Below are 24,056 nucleotides of genomic sequence, written 5' to 3'. Positions count from 1 at the left end.
TGACCCGGTAAATTCTGCGGCTGCGATGCGGGGCTGCGAGTGCGGAGGTTGTGCGAGCCGGTGACGCGCCCGGGTTGTGCAGGCTCTGATCTCAGGGAGGATGCAGAGCATGCCGGCACCGAAGAAGTACAGCGACGAGCTGCGTGAGCGTGCGACGGGGATGGCGTTGGACGCGATCGCGGCCGAGGGGCAGCGGATGGCGGCGATCCGCCGGGTCGTGGTCCAGTTGGACGTGCACCCGGAGGCGTTGCGGGCGTGGGTCAAGCGGGCCGAGATCGAAGCCGGCACGGCGCCCGGCGGCACCAGTGACGATGCGGCGCGGATCGCTGAGCTGGAGCGGGAGGTGCGTGAGTTGCGGCGGGCGAATGAGATCCTGAAGACGGCCTCGGCTTTTTCGCTGCCGCGGAGCTCGACCGCAGAATCAAGTAGCCACTGACGATTCCGCCCCTTGGCGGGAGGTTCCGCCCGTGGTGGTCGTCGACTATATCGACGGCCATCGCGAGCGAGTTGTCGAGGGGAAGGAACTCGGTGTCGAGCCGATCTGCGCGGTCTTGAACGATGCGGGTGTGCGGATCGCCCCGAGAACCTTCTGGACAGCCAGGAAGCGCACATCGTCGAAACGCGCCGTGCGAGACGCGGAACTGCTCGTCGAGATCGAGCGTGTGTTCCGCGATAATTACGGCGTCTACGGAGCGCGGAAAGTGCATGCGCAATTCAACCGGAGGGAATCCGCGTGGATCGCTGCACCGTCGAGCGGCTGATGCACCAGAAGGGCTGCAGGGACTACGGCGAGCCAGGCGGCCCAGGACCACCATCGCTGCGGCCCTGCCTTCGCCGGCGGACCTGGTCGACGCGTTCGTCATCGATGTGTTCTCAAGAATGGTCGTTGGCTGGCAGGTGTCGACTTCGTTGCACACGAATCTCGCCCTGGACGCGCTGGAGATGTGGATCTGGGTCAGGAAACGATCCGGACAAGACGTGACCGGACTTGTCCATCATTCTGACCGTGGAGTTAAGCGGTATCGAGCAATTCGTTATGCCGAGCGCTTGGCGGAATCAGCAGTGGTCGCCTCGTTCGGTTCGCGCGGAGATTCCTGCGATAACCCAATGGTCGAGGCGTTCAATTCACTGTTCAAGGGTGAATTGATCCGCAACCCTGTTGCCTGTGGTCGTGGTTGGCAATCAGTTCGCGATGTTGAGATCGCCGTGGCCGAATATGTCGACTGGAGCAACCATCGCCGTGTCCATGGCGAGCTCGGCCAACGCACTCCAGCCCAGGCCGAAGCCTGCCACCGAGCGTCACGCTACGACCAGCCCTTCGAGCCTGCCCGGGCTCGGTGACAGACAACGAGACCTGCACCAGACCCGGGGCGCATCACCCACCGTGGGCAGATTGCGGCGGCGCCTCGGGGGCCACGTGGCCGGCCGTGCCGCATCATGGGTTCGTGATGCCTCTTCGCTGATCGGGCGCAAGTGTTGGTCACTTTCCATCTCTTCAAGCTTTTCGGGCGGAGGTGTCGATCCTATGTGGATCACTCCTTTAGGTGATCGCGTCGTTTCGCCGTGTCCCGCATGCTTAGGTAGACGAAAGGAATTCGGGCGACTGCGCTAAAGGTTGAATCAGTCGACTGCGGCACGTGCACGACTGACATTTCCAATTATTCAGTCATTTGACCGATCAGGCGGCGCCCCATGTCGGTCGTCGGCGAAATTGAACAGAAATAGAACTTTTGCTCGTTTCTGGTCTTTGCCGTCATGTGGCCGCTACAGCGGCCCCACATGGATCAGGGGATGCGTGCCGGTTGGCCGCTTTCCACAAGGAGAACGATCATGGTGAGTAACACGAAGCTTTTGAATTCCATCAACACCACCCGCGCGATGGTTGCGAACGTTCAGCATGCGACCGTCACGGCCGTCGAGGATGGTAACAAGAAGCTCGCGGCGCTCGCCGCGGGCCTGCAGACCACGACCACCAACATCTCGACCATCAGCGACAAGATCAAGAACGATACCCACGACATGCAGCGGTACGCCGTCACCGCCACGCTCGGTGACGCGCTGCTCGGATTCGGCACCAGCACCGCGGCCATGACCCAAGCCTTCATCAATGGCCGCGTCGTCGAGGGCGGAGGCGAGCTGATGAAGATGGTCGGCTCGGTGTTCAAGGTCGCCTTCCTGGGTGAGCGGCTGGTGGCGCTGGCCAGCAAGACCGCGGCGGCGTGGCTCGGGCCGCTGGGCGTCATGTTCGGCGATCTGCTCATCGCCTGCGGGGCCGGCCTGATCGAGGGCCTGGGGCCGCAGCAGAAGACGATCGGCGAGCAGCTTCGCGAGGAGCTGGCCAGTTTCGCCGGATCGGAGAACGCGGATCGGCTCCAGGGCGTGCTTGACGTGCTCGAGCGCGTCGGTGCCGACTTCAAGGAGCGTCCGAAGAACAGCCTGAGCTGGGACGACGTCAACCGAATCGGCGGGTTCACCAGCTCCGACGCGATCATCTGGCTCGGCATGGCCGAGAGCTGGCTGGGCCGGGAGACCCAGACGAAGATCTGGACCACGGTCTTCGAGTCCTACTGTGTGGTTGCCGGCCGCTTTCTGCAGAACCTTCTGCTCGGCATGGACCGGCTGAAGAAGTACGACGCCGACAACAAGCCGACGCAGGACCTCAAGGAAGCACGGGCCGTGCTCGCCACGATCTGCGATCAGCACGACGCCATGCTGCGGGCGTTCAAGCCCAAAGCGGCCGCGCTTGCGGTCCGCTGGTTCATCGGCGGCAACGGCAACGTCTACCGGAGCGACAACACCGGTTCAGGGCGCGTCGGCACCCACGACACGTTCGCGAAGCGGATCGCGCTCGGCGCAGACGGCGAGCGCCTGTGGTCCCTCGGCGGCAATGAAACCATCTACACGTATTCGCACACGGATGAGACGTGGAGTTCACTCGACGGCAAGGTCGAGATGTTCCACGCCGCCGCCCGGGTCGCCTCCGGCACGACCTGCATCGCCAGCATGAAGCCCAAAGGTACGGTTGTGACCTTGAGATGGTGGGACGAAAAGCTCACCGGGTGGCCGAAGTTCGAGGACGCCGAGGTCAACCTCCGGCTGCCCGCGGGCGCCACGGTGGCGCAGTTCGTCACCACGGGCGAAGACGTCGTCTACTTCCTCGACACCAGCGGCAAGATCTACGTCGCGGACGGCGAGAACGGCACCCGCGGCATCGCGGTGCCCGCAGCTGACCTGATCGGGTTGTCCGCTGATGAAAGCACGCTCTACACATTCACCAAGTCCTCGGTCTGGTCACGGGCGAGAGCGACGCTCGAGGATGCCGACGCCAAGTGGACGCCGTTGGCCGCGCCCAACGCCAAGGAGCTCTATCTCCCGGATTCGTGGACGTACAAAGACGTGTTCGCCGGCAACGATGACACGGTGGCCGCAGTCATCGTCGACAAGATGTACCTGTATGTCGACGGCAAGTGGGCGCCGACCGACGCCAACACCGCGAGGCAGGTCGTGACCTACCCGGTGAGAGGATGGACCGAGTTCACCGGACTCGATGCGCTGGTATCCGCGGTCAAGAGCGCCATGGACGATTCGGGTGACGCAGCTGCCGGTCCGGCTGCCCGCCCGCCCGCAGGTACCTGACCTGCCGTAGACCTCATCAGCCTGACCGACGCGAACGGAACTACCGCCGTTGATGGCCGCCGCGGCCCACCGAACGGCCGCCGGTCTCGAACTCGGTTCATCGAGGATTCCGGCCCGCCGGCACCGAACGGGGTCGGCGGGCCGCGGCTCCAGCAGGTGGACTGCCCGGCAACCTGCTGGAGCGGTCAGGCCCGGGGCTGGCCAAAGTCCGGCGGCCTGTCGTTGAGCGAGATTCCGATTTTGGCGAGCACCACCTGGGGGGAGGAAAGCGGGTCGGAACCTCTCGCCCTGCGGCCGAAGGACCTGTCCCTCCTGAGACCCGGTCAGCGGCTGCTGACGCCCTGGGAACCGGGCGCACGTCGACGTCTTCATCGACGACCTCGTCCGCCAGTACTCCTTGTGCGGGATCCCGCGGACCGGTCACGGTGGCGGATCGCCGCGCTGCGTGAACCCGTGGGCCGGGGCGGCTCGATCGCGCTCCATGATCGGGTGGAACCCGGCGACGCGCTCGGCGTCGGCCTGCCGCGAAACAATTTCCCGCTCGTCGCGGGCGGGATCGGGGTCACGCCGCTCCTGCCGATGATCCGCGCAGCGCGAGCGCGCGGCGCGCGCTGCACTACGGCGGCCGTCGCCGGAGCCGGATGGCGTTTTATGTCTTGAGTTGCGCATCGTCGACCGCGGGCGGAGGTTGGGCGTCTGGCGGGGTGAAGGGCATCCGGAGGTAGGCGCAGATGACGTTGACGATGCTCTGCCGCTGGCCCGGGTTGTTGTGGGCCAACCGCTCCAGTGCGTACAGCCCGGCCAGCCGGACCGCAGCCTGTTCAGAGCCGAGCTGGTCGGCGGCTTTGGTGTAGAGCTCGGTGACGTTCTTCTCGGTCGCGTCGCTCTCGTTGTGCTGCTCTTGGTCCATCCGGGGTGGCGGACGATGCGTAGGTCGGTGATTCGACGTGGCCGGAGCAGGGCGAGTGACTGGGTCGCCATGGTTGCCCCGTGGTTGAGCTTGCACATCGTGGTGTCGGTGCTGATGGCGGGGTCCAGCCATGATCGGCGGGGCGCCCACGGCTTGAGGTGTCCGGTCACCTTGAGCGTCGGCATCGGCGGTCGCCAGCTCTCGCGTCGGCTGTCCTGACGTGCGGGAACGGCTTTTGACCGTGACGATGTCGTACTTCTTGAAGCTCTCCTGGCTGCCGAGTTCGCGGAAGTTGATCGGGTAGAGGCGGATCCAGCCTGGTCTGACGGGGTCGAGGCTCAGCCCGGCGACGCAGACCGTCTCGCCGTACTTGTCCGACGGGTTCGGCGCCGCCTTGACAGTGACCAGCACCTTCAAGGTGACGGCCTGGTCGCCGGCTGGCTTCTCGGTGGGTTCGGTCGGCTGCCCGAATATCGGTAGCTGGGTCATCGGCCCTCCCGCCTGCGGACCACGACGACCGAACGTAACGCTGATGTCAAGGAATTAAGAGCACTCGATCGAGTGAAGCGAGAGTCGCATCTTTGAGCGGTACTGGTCCGCCTGCATCGCGGTGTCCGCTGGGAGTAGATGTTGAGCCAGGTGAACAGCCTCTGAACGACTTCCACCGAACCGAGCCGCGACGTCGGCGACTTCCCAGGTCAGGGCTCAACGTCCTCGACCGCTCGCCTGCTTATGTTGCCTTTGCTTTGCGTGCCTCGGTGGGAGTGCAAGCTCACCGAAGCACGGATGAACGGCTGGCTCGGCGAGGTGAACGGCCTCACCGTCAGCCTGCACGCCACCACCAAGCTCACCGACCTCGACCGCGCGATCGCGCGCGCCCGCGGCCCGGTCAGCATCGGGAGGGTCTGCTCAGACTTCGGTTGACACCGGAGCTGACTGTTTCTCAGGCCGCTGCTGCGGTCGTGTAGATGGTCTCAAACTCGACCGGGGTGAGCTTGCCCAGCCCTCGTTGCCGGCGTTTGCGGTGGTATTTCGTCTCGATCCAGGACACGATCGCCAGCCGGAGTTCCTCGCGGGTGTGCCACCGCCGGGTGTCGAGAACGTTCTTCTGCAGCAACGAAAAGAACGATTCCATCGCAGCATTGTCACCACAGGCGCCGACCCGCCCCATCGACCCGGCCAGCCCATGGCTGCGCAACAGACGCCGGTAGGCTCCCGATCGGAATTGAGCACCGCGGTCGGAGTGGACCACGACATCGCGCGGGTCGCGTAGGGCAATCGCGTTGCGCAGCGCGCTGACCGCGAATGAGGCTCTCATGTGCGAGGCGATGGAGTATCCGACGATCTTGTTGGAGTAGCAGTCCTTGACCGCACACAGATACAGCTTGCCCTCCCCGGCTTGGAATCCAAGCGGTGGGGTGCTCGGTGATATCGGTCAGCCACTTGGTATTCGGCGCGGTGGCGGTGAAGTCCCGGCGGATGAGGTCGTCGTGCACCGGCGGCCCGGCCTTGCGGGAGCGGCCTTTCTTCTTGGCGTGCAGCGAGAAGATCTGCTGCATCGAGCAGATCCGCCACACCCGGTTCTCCGAGGCGCTGAAGCCCTGTCGGGCAAGTTTGTCGGCGATGAACCGGTATCCGTCGGCCGGGTCGTCGGCGTGGATCTCCAGCGCGGCGTTGATCAGATGCGCGTCGTCGACGTCGCGCTGCGAGACCGGGGACGAACACCATTGGTAGTAGGCCTGCCGGGAGAACCCCAGCACCCTGCACGTCACCGCGACCGGCACCCGCACAGGGGCGCTGGCCGCGGCCAGGTCACGGACGAGCGGGAAGGCTATTTTCCCGGCAGGTTGCCCTGGGCCAGGTAGGCCGCGGCCTTGCGCAGGACCTCGTTCTCCTGTTCGAGCAGGCGGTTGCGTTTGCGCAGTTCCCGCAGCTCGGCGGACTCCTCGCGGGTCACGCCGGGCCGGGTGCCGTCCTCGACGTCGGCGGCGCGCAGCCAGTTGGCCAGGCACGACTCGGAGATCCCGAAATCCTTCGCGACCTGCTTCAACGGTGTCTCGCCGCGACGGGCGACCGCGACGACGTCGTCACGGAACTCGCGGGGGTAGGGCTTGGGCACGGTGACATCCTTCCGGGCGAGGCCGGAGCCTCACAGGTGAGGTGTCAACCAAACCCTGAGCAGACCCCAAGTCGGTGTGGTCGCCGTACGTTCCCTTGAGGACAGACGTGGGTACTCGGCGAGCTGGTGATCGGAAAGGAAGGGACAGCGTGGCGAAGCGGGCTACAGCTGTGCGCGGGTGACGTTGCCGGCGCAACTGGAATTGGCTGACGACGAGGCAATGGTGGAGTTCGTGAAGTCGATGCCGTCGATGGCAGCCATGTCCGACGCCGATGTCGCCCGAGTGATCAGCCTCATCCGCAACCTCGACGCGCGGCGAGTTCGTGCCGACCCCGCCGCTGGCGAGCGTCTCCAGTCCCGCGGCCCCCGGTCATTGGCGGCGAAGAGCGCTGTGCCGGCCGCCGGTGTCCCAGGACGGGCGCGGCCGTGGTGGCGACGGCCCTCCGCCCAGCGGTGAGGCGGACCCAGCCGGCTCACTGAGCCCACCGGGTCGAGTTCCGCTGTCTGGTGCGTCGCCGGACTCTGCCGGGCGCTGGATCGCCTTCACGAGTTGCCCGAAGCCGGCACCGCCGCAGCCCGAGCGCGCAGCCGGACTGCTCCCGAGGCGGCGACTCGGGTCCGAGGACCGGGTCGCCGCCCCGGCAGGGAAACGGTCGCACCGTGGGCGGCGCGGGTGATGTCAGTAGTAGAGCGTGTGGGTTTCGATGATCGTTCTCGCCGCCGCCGTCGTGCTCAACGGCGGCACGGCGTTCGGCCGGTCGACCAGGAAGTGCTCCCGGAAGTCCTGGCTGAATTCCCGCGACATCAGATCGATCGTCCGGTCCCAGTTCCCGCCGTCGGGGCCGTTCGTCGCCCACAGGTCGAGCAGCGAGGCACCGATCCGGCCTTGCACGGCGTCTCCCCGATCCCAGTCGGGCGTCTCCGGGCCGTTCTTGATACTGAATTCCTGGCCGTCCGGGAACACGAACCGGTAGTCGTGCAGGACGTAGGCGGCGACCGCGTCGGCGAACCCCTCGGTCCAGGCGCAGGAGGTGGAACTGGCCTTGTTGATGTAGTGCGGGTTGCACCGGGTCACCGCGGGGAACGAGCGGTCGTAGAGCCGCCACTGGAACCAGTGCCCGGCTTCGTGCAGCACCAGATGCCGGGAATCCGGCTGGTCCCCGCTGAGGATGACGTACTTCGTGTCCCCGAGGTCCCAGTAACCCGCGGGCGGCGCGTCCTGGCTCCAGACGAACGTGAGCATGTCGCACTGGCCCCAGGGCTGGTGGCGGGTCCAGCACCCCGTCGCCGGGTTCGCCCGAGCCCAGTAGAGCAGGTTGAGCGTGTCGACGATGTTCCAGGCCCGCTGCATCGACGCCGGCACCTTCACCACGCCGAGGTTCCGGGTGGCGCTCAACGTGGCCGTGATCGCGGTGTCGAAGGTGTACTGCGTCCGGTCTTCCTTGCTCTTGATCACCTGCCACACGGATGTGCTCGCCGACGAGAACCGGACGAACGCGCCGTACAACGGGGCCGAAGCGTCGTAACAAGCTTTGAATTCGCCGGCGGCGACATCGGTGATACCGGCTGCCAGCCGCTGGAGCGTACCGGTGGTGCTGGTACGACCCCACATTTCCCAGTTCGCGTTGCGCGCCGGAGCCGTCACGACGGATTTGGCCGGGCCGGCCTCGGCGTCGCGATAGTCGTACTGCAGGTTGCCGGTCAGGCAAAATGACGTGGCGGCGGACGCCTGGCCCGAGGTCACGAGAACCGCACCCAAAACCAGCAAGCCGGTCATCGACGTCGCGATCAGGTCGCGCAAGGAAATGCCGGATCTTCGCCCACGACCACGAGCAGCCGGCTCATTGGCAATTCTTCGAACGATCACGTGCGCCTCCTCGGATAATCACCTGTAGGTTTTCCGGACCACTCGATGAAATTGCCCGGCGGGAAAATGCGGGGCGATCAACATCGCAGTCCATATTCGCAGGCTCGAGCAGTCGGGAAAACACCGCTCACTCCTTGGCGCACGGCTCACGGCGACGTCGACCGCCCTGGGTGACCTGGACGGAACAGCCACTACCGGATCGTCACCGGAACTGCGCCGAACGAGGACGACATGTCCCACATTCGGCCGCAGTCGGCGGAAATCGGCTCAGCTCACCCCGCACAACCAGTCGCCAGAGCAGGGGTAGCCGTCTGTGCGGTCAGGACGAATGCTCACCCTTCGGTTCTTTTGCTTTTTTGGACTTGACCGGAGGTACCTTCTTCGCGGTCCTCTGCTCCGGTGAGTCAGCGACGGGAAAAGAGACCGAGCCGCCCGGTGCGGTTGCCTCGGCCGGCGAACTGGGTGCAGGGAGGGCGCGCAGGGTCGCCCGGGCGGTCGGCGGCGTCCCGGCAACGGCCGGGGTCGATGGCGCCGGCGCGAGGTCCGGCGGCGGAGTTTCTTCAGTAGTGCGAACCACCAGGAGCGACGCCGCGAGGGCGGTGACGGCGAGCGACGACCCCGCGACCGCCGCTATGCGCCTTTTCGCCCGACGCCGAGAGCGGTTCGCCGGGGCGGGAGGCCACGGCGACGGCGTGAAGAGTGCCTCGCGGACCGACGCCGCCGGGGGGCGGGAAGCCGGCTCCCGGGCGGTCATGTCCCGGATCAGGCTCGCCACGGCCGCGGGTACGTCTGGAGGGATCCACGGCGGCTTGTTCAGCCGGGCCACCGCCGCCTCCACCATGGTGCCCGGGTACGCGAGTTCGCCGGTGAGGCACTCGAGCAGGACCAGACCGAGTGCGTAGATGTCGGCCGGCGGGCCGACGGGCTCGCCGGCCACCTGTTCGGGGGCCAGGTAGGCGGCCGTGCCGGCGACCGTGCCGGTCGCCGTGATGCGGGTGACGCCGAGCGCGTGGGAGATGCCGAAGTCGGCGATGAGCGGGACGCCGGCGCCGAGCAGGATGTTGCCGGGCTTGAGATCGCGATGGGTGACACCGATCCGGTGCAGGTGGTCCAGGGTGTCCGCCAGCACGAGGACCAGCGCAGTCGCCTGTTCGGGCGCCAGCGGCCCGCCGAACAGCCGCTCAGCCAGGTTTTCACCCTCGACGAACTCCATGACCAGGTAGGTTCGGCCGTCTTCGCTGCCGCTGTCGAGCAGCGACACGACACCAGGATGGTCGATACCGCGGTGGATACTGATCTCGCGGAGGCGCCGACGTTGCTCGACATCGATCACGTCGTGGCGGAAGAACTTGATCGCGACATCCCGTCGGGCGCGCCGGTCGTACCCGCGGTACACCCGCGCAGTCCCGCCCACGCCGACCAAGTGGCCGACTTCGTAGCGACCACCGCCCAGCACAGCGGGCGGGTCGTCGGGCGGAGAACTCGTATCCACAGTGGCGCTCCGTTCCTGAATCGCGACAGCAGATACCACCGGACGGCTCCGGCCAAACGGCGTTGCGACGTGACGCGGAACTCCCGTGCCCGCCCGAGTATCGGTCGGCGTTCCTCGATCACGGCATGTTTGGCTCGGCCGCGAGGCGGGCACTGGGAAGCGGTCCCCACCTCGCGGCCGGACCCGATCCGGTCGCTCGTACCGAAAGAGTCACTGTGATCATCCTCGGAGTCATCCTGCTCGTGATCGGCCTGATCGTCGGCATCCCCGTGCTGACCACCATCGGCGCGGTCCTCGCCGTCGCCGGGGTCGTCCTCGCCATCCTCGGCGGCACCGGCCGCCGGATCGGCGGTCGCGCCCACTGGTTCTGAGCCCGGCGACCGGCGCGCCGGTGACCTCGGCCCGCACCTGAGGTCACCGGCGTCGTCTCGGGAGGGAATGCAGGACGCCGCGAGCGTTGATCACGCGAATCTCGGACTGAGTGAATCTGCCACGGCCGGCGACGGGCGCTTCCATCGCCATCGGTAACGGCTGCCGACGCGGCCGGGTCGATCTTGCAGCGCCTTTGCCGATCCCGCTCGTACTATTTCAGATTCGAGTGGATGGAGACCTCCGACTACTGCGGATGCCTTGATGTCTGCTTCGAGCGAGTTACTGGACCCCGGCTCGGGAGGCACCCAGCGGCGGACTTCCTGACGCCCAGTGCCGCCATGGCGGCACTGGGCGGCGGCGGGATCGCGGCCGGTGGTTTGGCGGGCGGTCAATCCGCCGAGGCCGCCTCGGCACCGGGCGGCTGCAGCCTTGCACAGCCGTGCCGGGGACTGTTCTCCTGAGCAGTCGTGCAATCCGCCGCTGCCGCTGACGTCGGCTTGGTCGGTTGCCGGGGCCGAGGGGGCACCATGCCGCCAATCGTGGGACCACTGACACCAGCACAGAGGCACGCTGTCATTGGCCGCAGCCGCGGTTGGTCAGGCGGTGAGGATGCCTGTCAGCGGCGCAGTGCGCCAAGTTGAACGAGCATGGTCAGATCATCGCGGATGGCCCACCGTTCGGCTATCCGCCCGTCAACCAGCCGATAGGCGAACGCAACGTCTCTGGTGGTGGTCCCTGCTGGCGTCTCGAAGCCCATGAAGGATCCACCCGGCCACGTGAGCTCGCGCGTACCGAACTGCACCACCATGTCGCCCTCGGCGACGACCATGGAGCGAACCCACCGGCCACCGTGCATGTCACGACGAGCCCGGCGGAGAAACTCCCGACTCCCTTCCCATCCTTGGGGCCGCCCTGCGGCCAGCGCGTGGTTGACCATGTCCGGGGTGCACAAGGAGTCGAGTATCGCGAGGTCGCCACCGCTGTTGAGGAGTTCGTCGAATTGCGCAACGACCGCCTTGTTGTGAGCAGTGTCCATCACTGACCCCCACCACGCGCCGTGGCGGTTCTCAACGCCTCGAGTCGTCGTGCGCCTTGGCCCGCTGCTCGCGGAGTTCGTCTCAGACAGACCTTCGCCGATTCGACGTCGGCGGCGAGCAGCGCTCGCGCTATCAGGACTCCGAGCAATAGTCAAGACCTGTGGATGAAGATCTTTTAGGCGGCTGCGGGTGGGGTGTGTTCGGTGGGGCGTTCGACGAGTTTGCCTGCCTCGAACCGTGCGCCGGCACGGACGAGGGCGACCAGGTGGGGCGCGTTGACCGCGCGCCAGCGAGCCTGGGCCGCTTCGATGAGCTTGAATGCCATCGCCAACCCCGCCGCGCGGGAGCCAGGACCCTTGGTGACCTTGGTGCGGTGCCGCACGGTGGCGAAGGTTGACTCGATCGGGTTCGTGGTCCGCAGGTGGATCCAGTGCTCGGCCGGATAGTCGTAGAACGCCAGCAGCACGTCAATGTCGTCGGTGATCTTGGCGGCGGCCTTGGGGAACTTCGCGCCGTAGGCGGCATCGAACGCCTTCACCGCGTCCAGGGCGTGCCGGCGGTCTTCGGCGTTCCAGATCTGCGCGAGGGCCTTCTTCGCCCCGGGATGCGCGGACTTGGGCAGCGCCGCCAGCACGTTGGCGATCTTGTGGAACCAGCAGCGCTGCTCCCGGGTCTCGGGAAACACCTCCCGCAGCGCGCCCCAGAACCCCAGTGCCCCGTCGCCCGCGGCCAGCACCGGGGCACGCATCCCGCGGCGGCGGGCATCGCGCAGCAGATCCGCCCAGGACTCGGCCGACTCGCGGTACCCGTCAGCCAGCGCGACGAGCTCCTTGCGGCCGTCGGCGCGCACCCCGATCATCACCAGCAGGCACAGTTTCTGCTCTTCCAGGCGGATGTTGACGTGGATCCCGTCCGCCCACAGATAAACAAAGTCCACAGTGGACAGATCACGTTCGGCGAAGGCGCGTTGTTCGGCCTTCCACTGCTCGGTCAGCTTCGTGATCACCGGACCCGACAGGCCCTTCGCCGACCCGAGGAACTGACCCAGCGCCGGCACGAAGTCCCCCGAGGACAGGCCGTGCAGGTACAGCAAGGGCAGCACCTCGGTGATCTTCGGGGTCTTGCGTGCCCACGGCGGCAGGATCGCCGAGGAGACCGCTCGCGTTCGCCGGTGTCGGGGTCGATGCGCTTGTCGTTGACCCGCGGCGCGGTCACCTGCACCGCGCCCGCGCTGGTCAGCACCTCGCGGGGTTCGTGGTGACCGTTGCGGACCACCAGGCGATGCCCGTTCTCGTCACGCTCGCCGGCGAACCGGGCGATGTAGGCCTCGACCTCGGCCTGCAACGCCTCGGCCAGCATCCGCCGCGCGCCTTCACGCACCAGCTCATCGATCATCGACGACGCGGACGAGCCGCCCGCCGCACCATCATCACCAGCAGCAGGATCAGGGACTACGCTCAGCATCGGGTCGTGCCTTCCCGGCCGACGTTGGCGCGTCGGCCATGCTTGGAAACCTCATCCGGTCACCGGGAAGGTACGCCCCCTTCCCAGCCATCCACAGGTTTCAAGCATTGCTCCAGGACTCCGGCCGACATTCCGTCCAGCTCTCATGTCGTACAGCCCGCCGACCGCATCGTCGAGACGCTCGCGATCCCGCCACTCGCCAGGGCGGGCTCTGCGGTTACGGCGCTTCCCGTCCCGCTGCTAGAGCCGCTGGTTGATGACTCGACGGCGGGTTTTGCCCTCGTGCGGGTGGACGGCTCAGGCGCCGTTGCGTCGAAGGCAGCCATCACGCTGCTCGGCTGGTCTGCGGGGATCCCGATTCGCTACGACCTACGTTCGGGATTGATCGTTGTCACCGCGGACCCGAACGCTGGACGGCGGGTGCCGGCAAAGCTGAATCTTGTCTTGCCCACGAAGATCCGTTCCCGCTGCCGTGTCCGCGCCGGCGACCAGGTCTTCCTCGCCGCGCTGCTCGAGCACAAGTTGCTGGTCATTTACCCGCAGCGCCGTCTCTACGACATGGTTCTCGCCTACCACGCAACCCTTCGGACCGAGCCCGGTTCGCTTCCCTGATCACCGGGAGCCATATCGCCGCTCCTGCGGGTGTTCGCGCGACACGACAGCGGCGCGAACACCCCGCAGGCCGGTCAGGTGGGTGCGAGCGGGTGTGGTTCGCCGGTCAGGGCGGACAGGGCGTTGGCGACTTCGGTGATGTCGGCTTTGACGTAGGTGGTGGTGGTCAGGTCACTGCCGCTGTCGGCGTGTCCGGCGTAGGCACGGGCGACACCGATGCCGAAGCGACGTTCGACCCAGGTCAGGGTGGTGTGGCGGAGCCAGTGGGCGGTGACGCCCATGGCCTTGGCCCAGTCGAGTTCGTTCTGGACGCGGTTGAAGATGTAGTCGTAGCGGCGTTTGGTGATCGGCAGACCGTCGGCGTAGCGCAGCAGCTGTCCATTGCGGTCGCCGTCACCCCGTTCCTCGGCGTGCGCCAGGAGATGGCGTATCAGTGTCGGTGAAACGGGCTGCCAGCGTTCGGTCTCGCCCTTCTCCCGCAGCAGGATCAGGCACTGTTTGTCGTCGAGGTCGCGGAGCCGTAAGGCCAGTGCGCCGCCGCGGCGGCAGGCGGTCTCGACGTGCAGGCGGCAGATCAGCGCGTCGAGTTCCGGGTCGTTGCCGGTGCTGGCCACGACGTCGGAGAGCTCGATGAGCCGGTCGTTGGCCAGGCCGCGCCGGGTGGAGGGGTTGCGGCGCGGTTTGGTGACGCGGATGGCCGGGTTGTGGCGGTCATCGATGCGCTGGTCGGTGACCAGGTGCTTGTAGAGGCAGCGGACGGCGGCGATGAAGTTCTCGGCTGCGTTGCGGCCGCCGCGGGAGTTGCGCCGGACCCGGGCGGTGCGGCGGACGATCTCGGCCTGGGTCTTGATCTCGCTGGCGGTGATGGTGTCCATCCGGCGGCCATCCCAGGCGGCTTCGGCTTTCTTCCAGTAGGAGCCGTAGGAGGCGGCGGTGCTGGGCGAGACGAGCGCGGCGACGACGGGGATCCATTCGTTGATCGTCGGGACGGGTTCACGGTCGCTGTCGTGGGCCGGTTCTTTGAGGAGGTCGGCGGGGTTGACGCCCAGGCGCGAGAGCAGCAGCCGGGCGGCTTCGAGGTCGGCGGAGTTCGTGGTGGTGTCGGTCATTGGTCCGCCTCCCCAGCGGCAAGGGTGGTGTGGAAGTCGCGCAGCATCGCGTGCACCACGTGTTCGGGGTGCACGACCAGGACGTCCTGGGCGAGGTCGGCCACGAGCAGAACGCGGCTGCCGGCGAGCACGCGGCAGCTGTGCCGGACTGAAGCGGGCAGCACGACATACGGCTTGGTGGTCATCCGGAAGACGCCGTCGCTGCGGCGGCAGATCACCGCGGACGAGCGGATCTGGGTGATCAGCAGACGGTCCCCGGGTTTCCAGTCCAGGGCGGTGACGATGCCACGGTCCTGGATCCGGCCGGAGGCGTCCAGTAGCGCGGTAGAGAATCGCCGCTGTCCGTCGACGGCCAGGTCCGGCAACGCGGGCATCGGCAGCGGAACGAGGGGCCCGGCCGGAGCGGAATCGGGTTCACGCGCGCCGATGCGGGACGGGAGGGTCAACGCCGGAATGCCTGTCATGAGCCACCTCCCCGGCAGCGGTCGTGCGGGGAGGGCACGGTCAAGACCAGCGTAGCTGAGTCTGACCTGGGGCTAACGCCACAAAGACCCGCCGTGGCGGGCCTGTTACTCTGCGGTGCGGGAGATATCCCGTATTTTTGTGTCCGAGGACGATCTTGCACGCTAACCACAGCACTTGCTCTGGGCTAATCATGCGAGGCTCGAGGTCAGAGGCCGGCGCCTGGACCAGACTGGTTGGATGTTCGTCGGCCCTGACCGGCTCGGCCCGCACCAGACGCCCACGAACCGGGTGACTTGCCGTCGAGGTCGACGACCTTGAGCAGACCGTCTTGGCCATTTCCACCGTACGCGGCGAGCACCTCGAAATTGACGTGTTTGGACCAGTTCCTGTAGTCGCCGACGACGACCAGCCGGCGCCGGGCTCGGGTGACGGCCACGTTTAGCAGGTTGGGTGGTTGTGATGCCCACCTGCGCAACCCGGCCTGATCGGCCGCCGTGCCCAGGACGAGGAGGACGATGTCCGCTTCCTTGCCCTGTGTCGTGTGGACGGTGCCCAGCCGGTTCGATCCGGACAGCAGCCGTGGGCCGACTTCGTTCCGCAGGTTGTCGACGACTTCGCGGAACGGGCTGACGACGAATACCGCCTCCGTGATCCGGCGGGTGAGCTCCAGCTTCCGGGCCTGGTCGTTCGCCGCCCATTCCGGCAGCTCGGTTCCGGCCTCCGCCAGCTCGGACTCCATCTGCTGGGCGATCCGTTTTTCGATGGTGTCCAGCGTGGCCACGACGTAGCTCCCCTCGACAGGGTTCCACTTGGACGAACCGGTGGGCCGGGCGCGGACGTCGAGCCAGGTGTCCTGGCTGAGGAGGTCGAACCCCGGGCGTGGTGGTACGCCGTACACCATCATGCCGTCGTAGGCGATCTTGTTGGACACCTCGAACATGAGCCGGTCGCATCTGCGGTGGACGCGTAGGGGGGATCCGACCCACGTGTATTCCGAGCCGTCGGGGTCGGGCAGCCAGGTCCCGAAGCGATTCAGCCGATCTGCGATCGACTGCACGGATCCGTTGTGCGGCGCCCATTGCCGATCGACGCCGAGATGCCGGCACAGGCGGTTCTGGCCGGACGGCGGCAGGGTGACGACCGGTTCGAGCTGCCGGGGATCGCCGACCACCACCGCGCGCCGGGTCCGCCAGAGAGCGCCGACGGCCGCCTGCGGTACGGCTTGGCCGGCTTCGTCGATGAACAACCAGCCGAGTGCCTCGCGGCCCAGTGAGGCGAACATCCGCGACATCGACGCGAACGTCGTCGACACGACGGGTACGAAGAAGAACAACAGCTGCCACGCGGCCAGGACGGTGGCGGCCGGGAGATCGGCCGGCGCGTCACCGCTCACCACGTCGACCACCGCGCGCAGGCTGCGCCGGCACACGCGGGGCTCGGCCGTCAGCACCGCCTGATGCAGATTCAGCGCCGCGAGGAAGACCCGGGACCTGGCTGCGGCGAACTCCTCGTCCATCCACGGCGCGGACATTTCCCGCTGCTCCATCGCCGCCCGGTCGCCGGGCTCGGCGAGCCATTCGGTACCCGGTACCGAACTGGGCCATCGGCGACGCGCCTCCGCGAGCCGCTCCATCTCACGCCGGCGGGCTGCCTCCCGGGCCGCCACGGCGCTGTCGCTGGCACCTACCGCGGTGACCGCCCGCTCGATCTCCTTTTCGCACTGCGTGACCCGGTCCCAGCACTGCCGTTCCGTGTCGGTGGCATCGCGGAAATCCCGTTGCCGCGCCGTAAGCAGTTTCTCGTATTCCTCATCGCGTGCTTCGGTTTCGCTCAGCAGCCGGTCAGCCCGGCTGAGCGCTTCGGCCAATGGTTTCGCGCCTTCTTGCCAGTCGCTCAGGACGTGCCGTGACCAGAGCCGGCGGAAAAGACCGGGCTTGCTCGCGGCGTGGCTGCGCAGCGCGGCACTGGCCGCCTGGACGCGGACAACCGCCCGCTTCACGTCCTCGTGCGCACTCGCCGACGCCTTCTGGGCGTTCGCGACCTCAATTTCGACACGACCGCGCCGGGCCCGAGCGTCCTCGGCTTTCCGTTGTAGGCCGCGGCGATCGGCTTGCAATCCTCGCATCCGATCGCGGGCGTTACCGGCCTGTTCACGCAACGTGCGCAGCGTGGCGTCGGGCTCCGCCAGCCGAGCGAAAAGCTCGCTGACGCTCTGCCGCTCACGGGCTAGCCGTCGCACGTCGTCGACGGCGACGTTGAACTTCTTGACAGCCTCACCCCAGGAGAGCGCCTCCCCGCCGGCGCCGTCCTCGATGCCTTTGAGGAGCTCCTGCAGGCCGAGGAGTTCCGGCGACTTCTGCTGGCTCTTCTGCTGGCCGGCGCTCCCCCACCAGAACCGGTCGACAAAGTCCCGCCGGTAATCACGCCGCCCCAACCGGGCCGCAACCGCGCCCCAGCACGGCGTACCGGTCGACAACGTGGCGGGATCGGCGAGATAACTGGCGTCCGGGAACGATTCGAAGTCGACGGTTTTCGCGGCCGGCACCTCGAGCGTGATGTTCTCCACCGCGCCGTTGTTCGAGGAAGCGACCACGATCTCGAAGCCGGTCAGCTCCGGGCGCAGCGGGAATACATTCCGCGGGTAACCCTTGGAGCCGACCTCGGCAATCCAGTCCTTGGACGAATTCGCGAATGCGTCGCGCGCGGTCTCGAGTTTGGCCAGCCGCAGGGCGCGCTCGACCACCAAAGCGGCGATCATATCGCGCAGCATCGTGGTTTTACCCGTACCCGGCGGGCCGTTCACCGCGTACAGCCCACGCGCCTCCGGGGCCTTCAATCCGTTGAAGATTTCGTTGATGGAGAACTGCTGGCTCAAGGTCAACGGACGGTCCGGCTCGGCCGGCCAGCGCCCCAACGGCATCGAGGTCGGCTGCAGGGACCGCAGCATGACCTGCGGTGATTTGCGCAGATCGATGCGACCGGCCACGTCGATGGATTCCTCGGCGCGCAAGTACGCGGTCAGCGCCCCGCCGCCATCCCCGCCGGCGACGGCACCGGCCACCCGCTCCAGATCGTCGGCGTAGAAACTGTTGAGGAAGTCGTCGGTCGACACGTCGTCGACGGACTTCAGGGAAACTTGATAGCTCTTGACCCGGATCGCGTCCGGCTCCAACGCGTCGGCCACGCTCAGGGTCTCGGCGACCCACCGGGTGATCGCGGCCAGATCGTCCACTGTGAGCACCTTGGTGCCGACGGCGGCCGATGCACGCTCCGACTCGTCGGCACCCTCGCCGTCGTTCTCCTTTTTTCCCTCCTTCCGCTTTTCTTTCTTTTCCTTGACCGCCGTGCTGATCGTGTCGTTGACGTCCTTGGCGAGCGCGTCACCCACCTTCTCGACCACCTTCGCGGCGATCGGACCGACCGCCGGTGCGGCCACCGCGCCCAGCACGGCCGGCAGCGACGCGATACCGCCAGTCACGACGTCCAACGCGACCCGCGCCGCCGTGCCGGCGATCAGGCGCGACGCTCGTCCACCCCCCGGCTTGACGGCAATCTTCCCGTCGCCGATCTCGAAGAGATAATCCAGTAACCGATCTTGGTCCGCTTCGAATCCGGTCAGCCAAGAATCCTTGTCCGGACCGGGTACCAACGTCCTGCTCACCGCCCAGGCACAGGAGGACAGCGTGATGCTGCCCTTGAGCAGGCGGCCGTCGCTGTCGACCGCGAAGCTCAACAACGCACTCTGGCCCCGGAAACGGCCGTCCAAATCTTGTTCGGCATCAGGCGCGCGCAAGACGTTCTGGAGTACCTCACGCACTTTGCCCACGTCGAAGATCCCGGCGTACACGGTGTGCCGCCACGTACAGTTGTTCCTCGCCTGACCCAGCGCACCGGGCTCCCACGGCAACCTGCGTCCGTGCATAACGGCACGGATTCCCTTTTTCGGGTCGACAGGATCCACCTTCGGCGGACTGAAATATTCCACGGCACGCCAGAAGCGGAGGATCTGCGCTTGGCGTTCGAACTCGACGTTCCCGCGTCCCATGTCCCCCCGGATCACTCAAGGCAGTGGCTGCGCCGCGAGCGACATTACACGTTCTTGCCTCTGCGACGGCCCCGAACAGACATAGCGGCCTCGGAGCGGCACGCGGTCCGTGGAGCAGTTAGCGAAGTACCTGGAAGTAGACATTTGCGTGAGCTGCGCCTGACGTCGTTGGACCGGACCCAGCGCCAGGCTGGACGCCGGCGCGGTAGCAGCTGCGATCCCTTCGACGCTGCGGCTACACCGGCCGCAGACTTCCACGACTGGGAAGGCCCGGCTCGATCACGGAATGCCCGTGACCGGACCTGCGGAGCCCTGGGCGCATGACCTCCTGGGAGGGCATGCGCTGTCTGCTGGCAGTCGGGGATGAGTCCCGTTGCGAACACGATCACCTGACCGTCCCGTAACTACCCGGCTACGACCTTGGTGAAGGTGTAACGTAACGCAGCGTGACCTCGACTTGGTATCGAGTGGACCATCGGTGGCTGAGCGCTCTAGGACTCGACGTCCGCCTGGGCGTACGCAACTAGGATCGTCAGTCGAGTAGCTGGTCGGCCGAGAAGGGGAGGCAGCGTTGTCGGGCGGTGGACCATCGGTACCCAAACCTGCACCTCCACCCCAAGCACAGCGCTGGTTCCAGGAGCGGACGTCGCCGTACCCGTGGGAGCAGGACGGCCTCGATCACGTACGCAGGCTCATGCCGAAGGCCGAGCCGTATCGCGCCTGGGCGACCTTCTCATTCACGGCCGCGTCCGGGCGCATCAACGAGTGCGACCTGCTCATCGCCGTCCCGGGTGGCCTCTACCTGCTCGAACTCAAGGGGCACCCCGGGCGGGTGGTGAACAACGGAGACACCTGGAGGTTTTTCCAGGATGACTCCAATCGGGTGTTGACCCTGCGTAACCCCTTGCACTTCACCGACCTGAAGTGCAAGGAACTCAAGAGCAGGCTGGAGTGGGCAGCCAAGCAACTGCACATCAGCCAGCGGCTCCCCCGCATCGAGCCGGCCGTATTCCTGTCCGCGCCGAGCTTGCGGTCCGGACTCGACGAGGTCCAGAGCACCCGCGTGTACGGCCGCGACGACGCTTCCGAGGGGTTGCCGTGGCTGTGGCGCGACCTGCTGTCCCGCCCGCCGCAACAGGAGCGGCAACGGATCACGCCGGAGTTCTCCCAGCATGTTCTGCGCGAGCTTATGGAGAAGATCGGGATCCGCGCATCCACCGCGCACCTGCGCTTCGGCGACGACTGGACCCTCAGCTCGGATCTGCTCGACGCGGGTCCCACGTGGGAGGACCGCCTTGCCGAACGGACGGGGATCGTCCGCGAAGAGGGACGGGTGCGGCTCTACCTCACCGCTCAGCAGGCGACTGACGAGCGGCGGCAGTCGGTCGAACGCGCGGCGCGCCGCGAGTACCAGGTCTTGCAGGGCATCACCCACCGCGGCATCGCCCAGGCCGTGCAGATCCGCGAGCACCAGGCGGGCCCGGCGATCCTCTTCCGCCATCGAGCCAGTGACCTGCGGCTGGACTCCTACCTCGCCGTGCACGGCGAGGGTCTCAGCGCCGAGGTTCGCCTCGACATGGTCCGTCAGCTCGCCGAGGCCGTCCGCTACGCGCACAGCCGATCTCTCTACCACCGCGCGCTGGCCGCCCGTTCGGTGTACGTGTCGGCGAAGGAGGATGGCGCCCAGCCGGTCATGCGGATCATCGACTGGCAGGCCGCGGCTCGTGACTTCGACACCACCGGCTTCTCTTCCATCGGCAACACCTCGCTGCCCGGCGAGCACGTCTCCAACGCCGCCGAGGTGTACCTGGCGCCGGAGTTCGACGCTCCTTTCGCCGACCCGGTCGACCTCGATGTGTTCGGCCTCGGCGCGATCGCCTACCTCATCACCACCGGGCAGCCCCCAGCCGCCCAGCGCAGCGGGCTGATCGAGCGCCTGGCCACCGACAAGGGACTGCATCCCTACGCCGTCTCCGACGGTGTGTCCGACGCCTTGGATTCCTTGATCTTCGACGCGACCCGCGCCGACATCGCGGACCGGCTGGACTCGGCCGACGCGTTCCTCACGCGCCTCGACGCCGTCGAACGTGACGTTCTCCCGGCCGACGAGACCGCCCCGCAGGTCGACCCGCTCACCGCGTCCCCCGGCCAAGCCGTCGACGGCGACTGGGTGGTCGAACGCATCCTCGGCACCGGCGCGACGGCGCGGGCCCTGCTCGTCAGCCGCGCCGAGGAGGACGAGGACGGCAAGCCGCACAGCAAGCGGCGAGTCCTCAAGATCGCGCTGGACGGCGACAAGGCCGCCCGATTGCGGGCCGAGGCCCGCGCGCTGGAGCAGGTCGGTGGCGGCATGATCGTCCAACTGCTCGACGGGCCGCGCGAGCTCGCCGGGCGCACCGTGCTCGACCTCGAGTTCGCCGGCGGCGAGGACGTCGCCGGTTCCACACTCGGTGCGGTGCTGCGTGCCGAGGGCAAGCTCACCTACCACCAGCTGGAGCGCTACGGCAAAGACCTGTTCACGGCGCTCGACCACCTCGCGGGCAAGGGTGTCCGCCATCGTGACCTCAAGCCCGACAACTTCGGGGTGTACCGGCGGGCCGACCGCTCCACCCAGCTGATGCTGTTCGACTTCTCACTGGCCGACGCCTCCGACCGTGACATCAGCGCGGGCACCCGCGGGTACCTTGACCCGTTCCTCGGCTCGGCCCGCCGGCCGGTCTTCGACGAGCACGCCGAGCGCTACGCGGCGGCGGTGACCCTGCACGAGATGGCCTCCGGGCAGCGACCGGTGTGGGGCGACGGCATGACCGACCCCCGCACCACCACCGACCAGACGCCGACGATCGCCTCCGACCTGTTCGACCCCGCCCTGCGAGACGGCCTCACCGAGTTCTTCCAGCGCGCCTTTCACCGGGAGGTCGACCAGCGGTTCGACACCTACCGGCAGATGGAGGACCTCTGGCGCTCGGTGTTCGTCGCCGCGGACACCGCCGCCCCGATCACCACCCAGGCCACGGTCGGACTGGAGGCCACGTCTCTGGAGGCCACCCGCGACGCACACGCCGCGGCGGCCACTCTCGACACCCCGCTCGAAGCAGCCGGCCTCACCCCGCGCGCGGTGTCGGTGGCGCAGGGGTTCGGCGCCACCACGGTGGCCCAGCTGCTCGACGTGCCGTTGCACCTCATCGCCAAGGCGCGAGGTGCGGGCGCTGTGGTGCGCAAGGAGCTCAACCGCCGGCACAAGCAGTGGTCCAAGGAGCTGCTCCAGGCAGAGTCCGATGCCGCCCGACCGAGCGGTGAAGGCCAGCTGACCATTGAGGACATGGCCACGCTCCTCATGCCTGCTCAGACCCGGCGAGGGTCGAGCAAGGCCGATGTCATCCGCTTGACTCTCGGGCTGCCCAACGGGGACGAGCCACTGCAACCGTGGGCGGCGCAGGTCGAGATCGCCACCCGGCTCGGCATCACCCAGGCATCGGTGTCGCGGAACCTCACCGCCGCGGCGAAGGAGTGGGCGGCCGAACCATGGCTGGCGGCGGTGCGCAACGAGCTCGTCGACGCGGTCGCCGAAGCGGGCCGGGTCGTCACCTCCCAGGAGCTGGCCACCGCGCTGCGCACCCAACACGGCGCCGGCGATGACGGCGCCGAGCGCACGATGGCCCGGGCGCTGGCGGTGGTGCGGGCGGCGGCCGAGGCCGAGGTCTGGGCCGGCTTGCACACCGAAGACGCCGACGACGCCGGTCCTCGGCTCGCCGTGCTGCGGCGCGGGCAGCGGGTGCTCATCGCGCTGGAGTCGCTGCCCGGTTCGCAGGACCCGAGCGCCCCGGAGATGGCCGACTACGCCCTCGCCCTCGGGGTGCGGGCCGACGAGCTGGTGCGCACAGAGCCGCTGCCCGGCCGGGGAGTCGTGGTGCGGGAACTGCGCGCCGTGCCCCCGCCGGAGGGCCTAACGCCGCTCGCCGACACCCGGCTTGTCGAGCTGGCCTCGGTGATGTCGGAACAGGCGGCGGCGTCGCCCCGGCTGGAGCTCTACCCACGTGAGCTCGACCTGGTCCGCGCGCTGCGGATCTCGCAGGCGGCGGCCGGGGTGCACCGCGACCGCGGCATCACCCAGCCCGAGCTGATCGCGAAGGTCCAGGCCCGGTTCCCCGCCCTTATCGTGGCCGAGCGGCTCACCCACGTTCAGCTTGAGGACGCCCTGCACGCCGCGGGGTTCCCCCTGGAGTACGACACGGCGTCCAAGACATTCCGACCGCCTGCGCCCGAGCTGTCACGCTTCGCCACCTCGTCGTCGACCGCGCTCAGCGGGCACGGCCAGTGGCGTGCAGCGGGCGGCGATCCGCGCGAGGTGCTGACGACGAAGCTCAGCAAGGCGGTCGAGCGCGGCGGGTTCCTCGCCCTTACGCTGCGCGGGGTACACCTGCCCGGCACGGCGGAGGGCATCGCGGCCCGCTACCCGGTGCGGCCGGTGGACATCGATCGGGAGTTCTTGTCGGCATTCCGGGGGCTGATCGATGAGCGGGGGCAGGACTGGGCCAAGGTGGGCAAACTGGACGTCCGGTTCGGCGAGACCGGTGTCATGTCACCGGGGCTGGCGTCGTACGTGCGGACGAGCTGGGAGCGGGTGCACGACGGGCTCGACGCGTTGGCGCGGGAGGGCAAGACGGTGCTGTTCCTGCACCATGCGAGCCTGCTGGCCCGCTACTTCGACGAGGGCGGCCACGCCCTGCTGACCGGGCTGCAGAACGCGGCCCGCAGGCCCGACGACGCGCCACATGGCCTGTGGCTGCTGTGTCCGGCGGAGTCAGCGCTCGACACTCCCCAGTTGGACGGCAAGATCGTCGAGGTGCTGACTGACAGCGAACGCGTGGTGCTCGACCGCGCGTTCCTCGACGAAGTGCGCACAGCTGCGGATGGCGCGGCGTGAG

12 protein-coding genes and 4 pseudogenes are annotated in these 24,056 nt (G+C 67.6%); 7 read left to right on the top strand and 9 right to left on the bottom strand.

Annotated features, from left to right (window positions below; all coding sequences use genetic code 11):
- Positions 1 to 109: 109 nt before the first annotated feature.
- Both OG738_RS28990 and OG738_RS28985 read left to right on the top strand, forming a co-directional pair.
- Positions 110 to 1,341 (top strand): annotated as a pseudogene (locus OG738_RS28990) (IS3 family transposase).
- Between the two features lie 489 nt (positions 1,342 to 1,830).
- Positions 1,831 to 3,636, top strand: coding sequence for a hypothetical protein (locus tag OG738_RS28985; RefSeq protein WP_329045597.1), 1,806 nt, complete (start codon positions 1,831 to 1,833; stop codon positions 3,634 to 3,636).
- Between the two features lie 697 nt (positions 3,637 to 4,333).
- Here OG738_RS28985 and OG738_RS28980 read toward each other — a convergent pair.
- Positions 4,334 to 4,519: pseudogene (locus OG738_RS28980) on the bottom strand (pentapeptide repeat-containing protein); the annotation flags it as partial.
- A gap of 813 nt (positions 4,520 to 5,332) precedes the next feature.
- Here OG738_RS28980 and OG738_RS28975 point away from each other — a divergent pair.
- Positions 5,333 to 5,470 (top strand): hypothetical protein, encoded by a 138-nt coding sequence (locus OG738_RS28975; protein ID WP_329045596.1) that lies wholly within the window; start codon positions 5,333 to 5,335, stop codon positions 5,468 to 5,470.
- 19 nt (positions 5,471 to 5,489) lie between these two features.
- Here OG738_RS28975 and OG738_RS28970 read toward each other — a convergent pair.
- Positions 5,490 to 6,665, bottom strand: a pseudogene (locus OG738_RS28970) (IS3 family transposase).
- 178 nt (positions 6,666 to 6,843) lie between these two features.
- Here OG738_RS28970 and OG738_RS28965 point away from each other — a divergent pair.
- Positions 6,844 to 7,122 carry a hypothetical protein gene (locus OG738_RS28965; protein WP_329045595.1) on the top strand — a complete coding sequence of 93 codons (279 nt, stop codon included), beginning with the start codon at positions 6,844 to 6,846 and terminating at the stop codon, positions 7,120 to 7,122.
- A gap of 222 nt (positions 7,123 to 7,344) precedes the next feature.
- Here OG738_RS28965 and OG738_RS28960 read toward each other — a convergent pair whose 3' ends face one another.
- Both OG738_RS28960 and OG738_RS28955 read right to left on the bottom strand, forming a co-directional pair.
- Positions 7,345 to 8,466: a metalloprotease gene (locus OG738_RS28960; RefSeq protein WP_329045594.1), complete on the bottom strand. Its 1,122-nt coding sequence runs from the start codon at positions 8,464 to 8,466 to the stop codon at positions 7,345 to 7,347.
- A 385-nt stretch (positions 8,467 to 8,851) separates the two neighbouring features.
- A complete protein-coding gene (locus OG738_RS28955; RefSeq protein WP_329045592.1) occupies positions 8,852 to 10,063 on the bottom strand; it encodes a protein kinase domain-containing protein in 1,212 nt (403 codons plus the stop codon).
- 176 nt (positions 10,064 to 10,239) lie between these two features.
- Here OG738_RS28955 and OG738_RS28950 point away from each other — a divergent pair, with 176 nt between their 5' ends.
- Positions 10,240 to 10,395, top strand: coding sequence for a hypothetical protein (locus OG738_RS28950; RefSeq protein ID WP_329045590.1), 156 nt, complete (start codon positions 10,240 to 10,242; stop codon positions 10,393 to 10,395).
- Positions 10,396 to 11,012: 617 nt separating this feature from the next.
- On the opposite strand, the gene OG738_RS28945 is transcribed toward OG738_RS28950, so the two are convergent.
- Together OG738_RS28945 and OG738_RS28940 are read right to left on the bottom strand one after the other, a co-directional pair.
- On the bottom strand, positions 11,013 to 11,432 hold the full coding sequence (locus OG738_RS28945) for an ester cyclase (protein WP_329045589.1): 420 nt from the start codon (positions 11,430 to 11,432) through the stop codon (positions 11,013 to 11,015).
- A gap of 176 nt (positions 11,433 to 11,608) precedes the next feature.
- Positions 11,609 to 12,897: pseudogene (locus OG738_RS28940) on the bottom strand (IS256 family transposase).
- A gap of 6 nt (positions 12,898 to 12,903) precedes the next feature.
- On the opposite strand from OG738_RS28940, the gene OG738_RS28935 reads away from it, so the two are divergent.
- Positions 12,904 to 13,509: a hypothetical protein gene (locus OG738_RS28935; protein ID WP_329045587.1), complete on the top strand. Its 606-nt coding sequence runs from the start codon at positions 12,904 to 12,906 to the stop codon at positions 13,507 to 13,509.
- Positions 13,510 to 13,583: 74 nt separating this feature from the next.
- Here OG738_RS28935 and OG738_RS28930 read toward each other — a convergent pair whose 3' ends face one another.
- From OG738_RS28930 to OG738_RS28920, 3 genes are all read right to left on the bottom strand, one after another.
- Complete coding sequence (locus OG738_RS28930; RefSeq protein ID WP_329045585.1) at positions 13,584 to 14,618, bottom strand: tyrosine-type recombinase/integrase; 1,035 nt, start codon at positions 14,616 to 14,618, stop codon at positions 13,584 to 13,586.
- On the bottom strand, positions 14,615 to 15,082 hold the full coding sequence (locus tag OG738_RS28925) for a hypothetical protein (protein ID WP_329045583.1): 468 nt from the start codon (positions 15,080 to 15,082) through the stop codon (positions 14,615 to 14,617). Before OG738_RS28925 ends, OG738_RS28930 begins: the two co-directional genes overlap by 4 nt.
- A 206-nt stretch (positions 15,083 to 15,288) precedes the next feature.
- Complete coding sequence (locus OG738_RS28920; protein WP_329045581.1) at positions 15,289 to 19,128, bottom strand: DEAD/DEAH box helicase; 3,840 nt, start codon at positions 19,126 to 19,128, stop codon at positions 15,289 to 15,291.
- Between the two features lie 571 nt (positions 19,129 to 19,699).
- Here OG738_RS28920 and pglW point away from each other — a divergent pair.
- Positions 19,700 to 24,055 carry a BREX system serine/threonine kinase PglW gene (gene pglW, locus OG738_RS28915; protein ID WP_329045579.1) on the top strand — a complete coding sequence of 1,452 codons (4,356 nt, stop codon included), beginning with the start codon at positions 19,700 to 19,702 and terminating at the stop codon, positions 24,053 to 24,055.
- The last annotated feature ends 1 nt before the right edge of the window (position 24,056 follow it).

This window comes from Amycolatopsis sp. NBC_01488, from assembly GCF_036227105.1.
GTDB lineage: Bacteria > Actinomycetota > Actinomycetes > Mycobacteriales > Pseudonocardiaceae > Amycolatopsis.
Note: the sequence above shows the minus strand (reverse complement) of the source record. Positions and strands in the feature narration are given on the sequence as shown.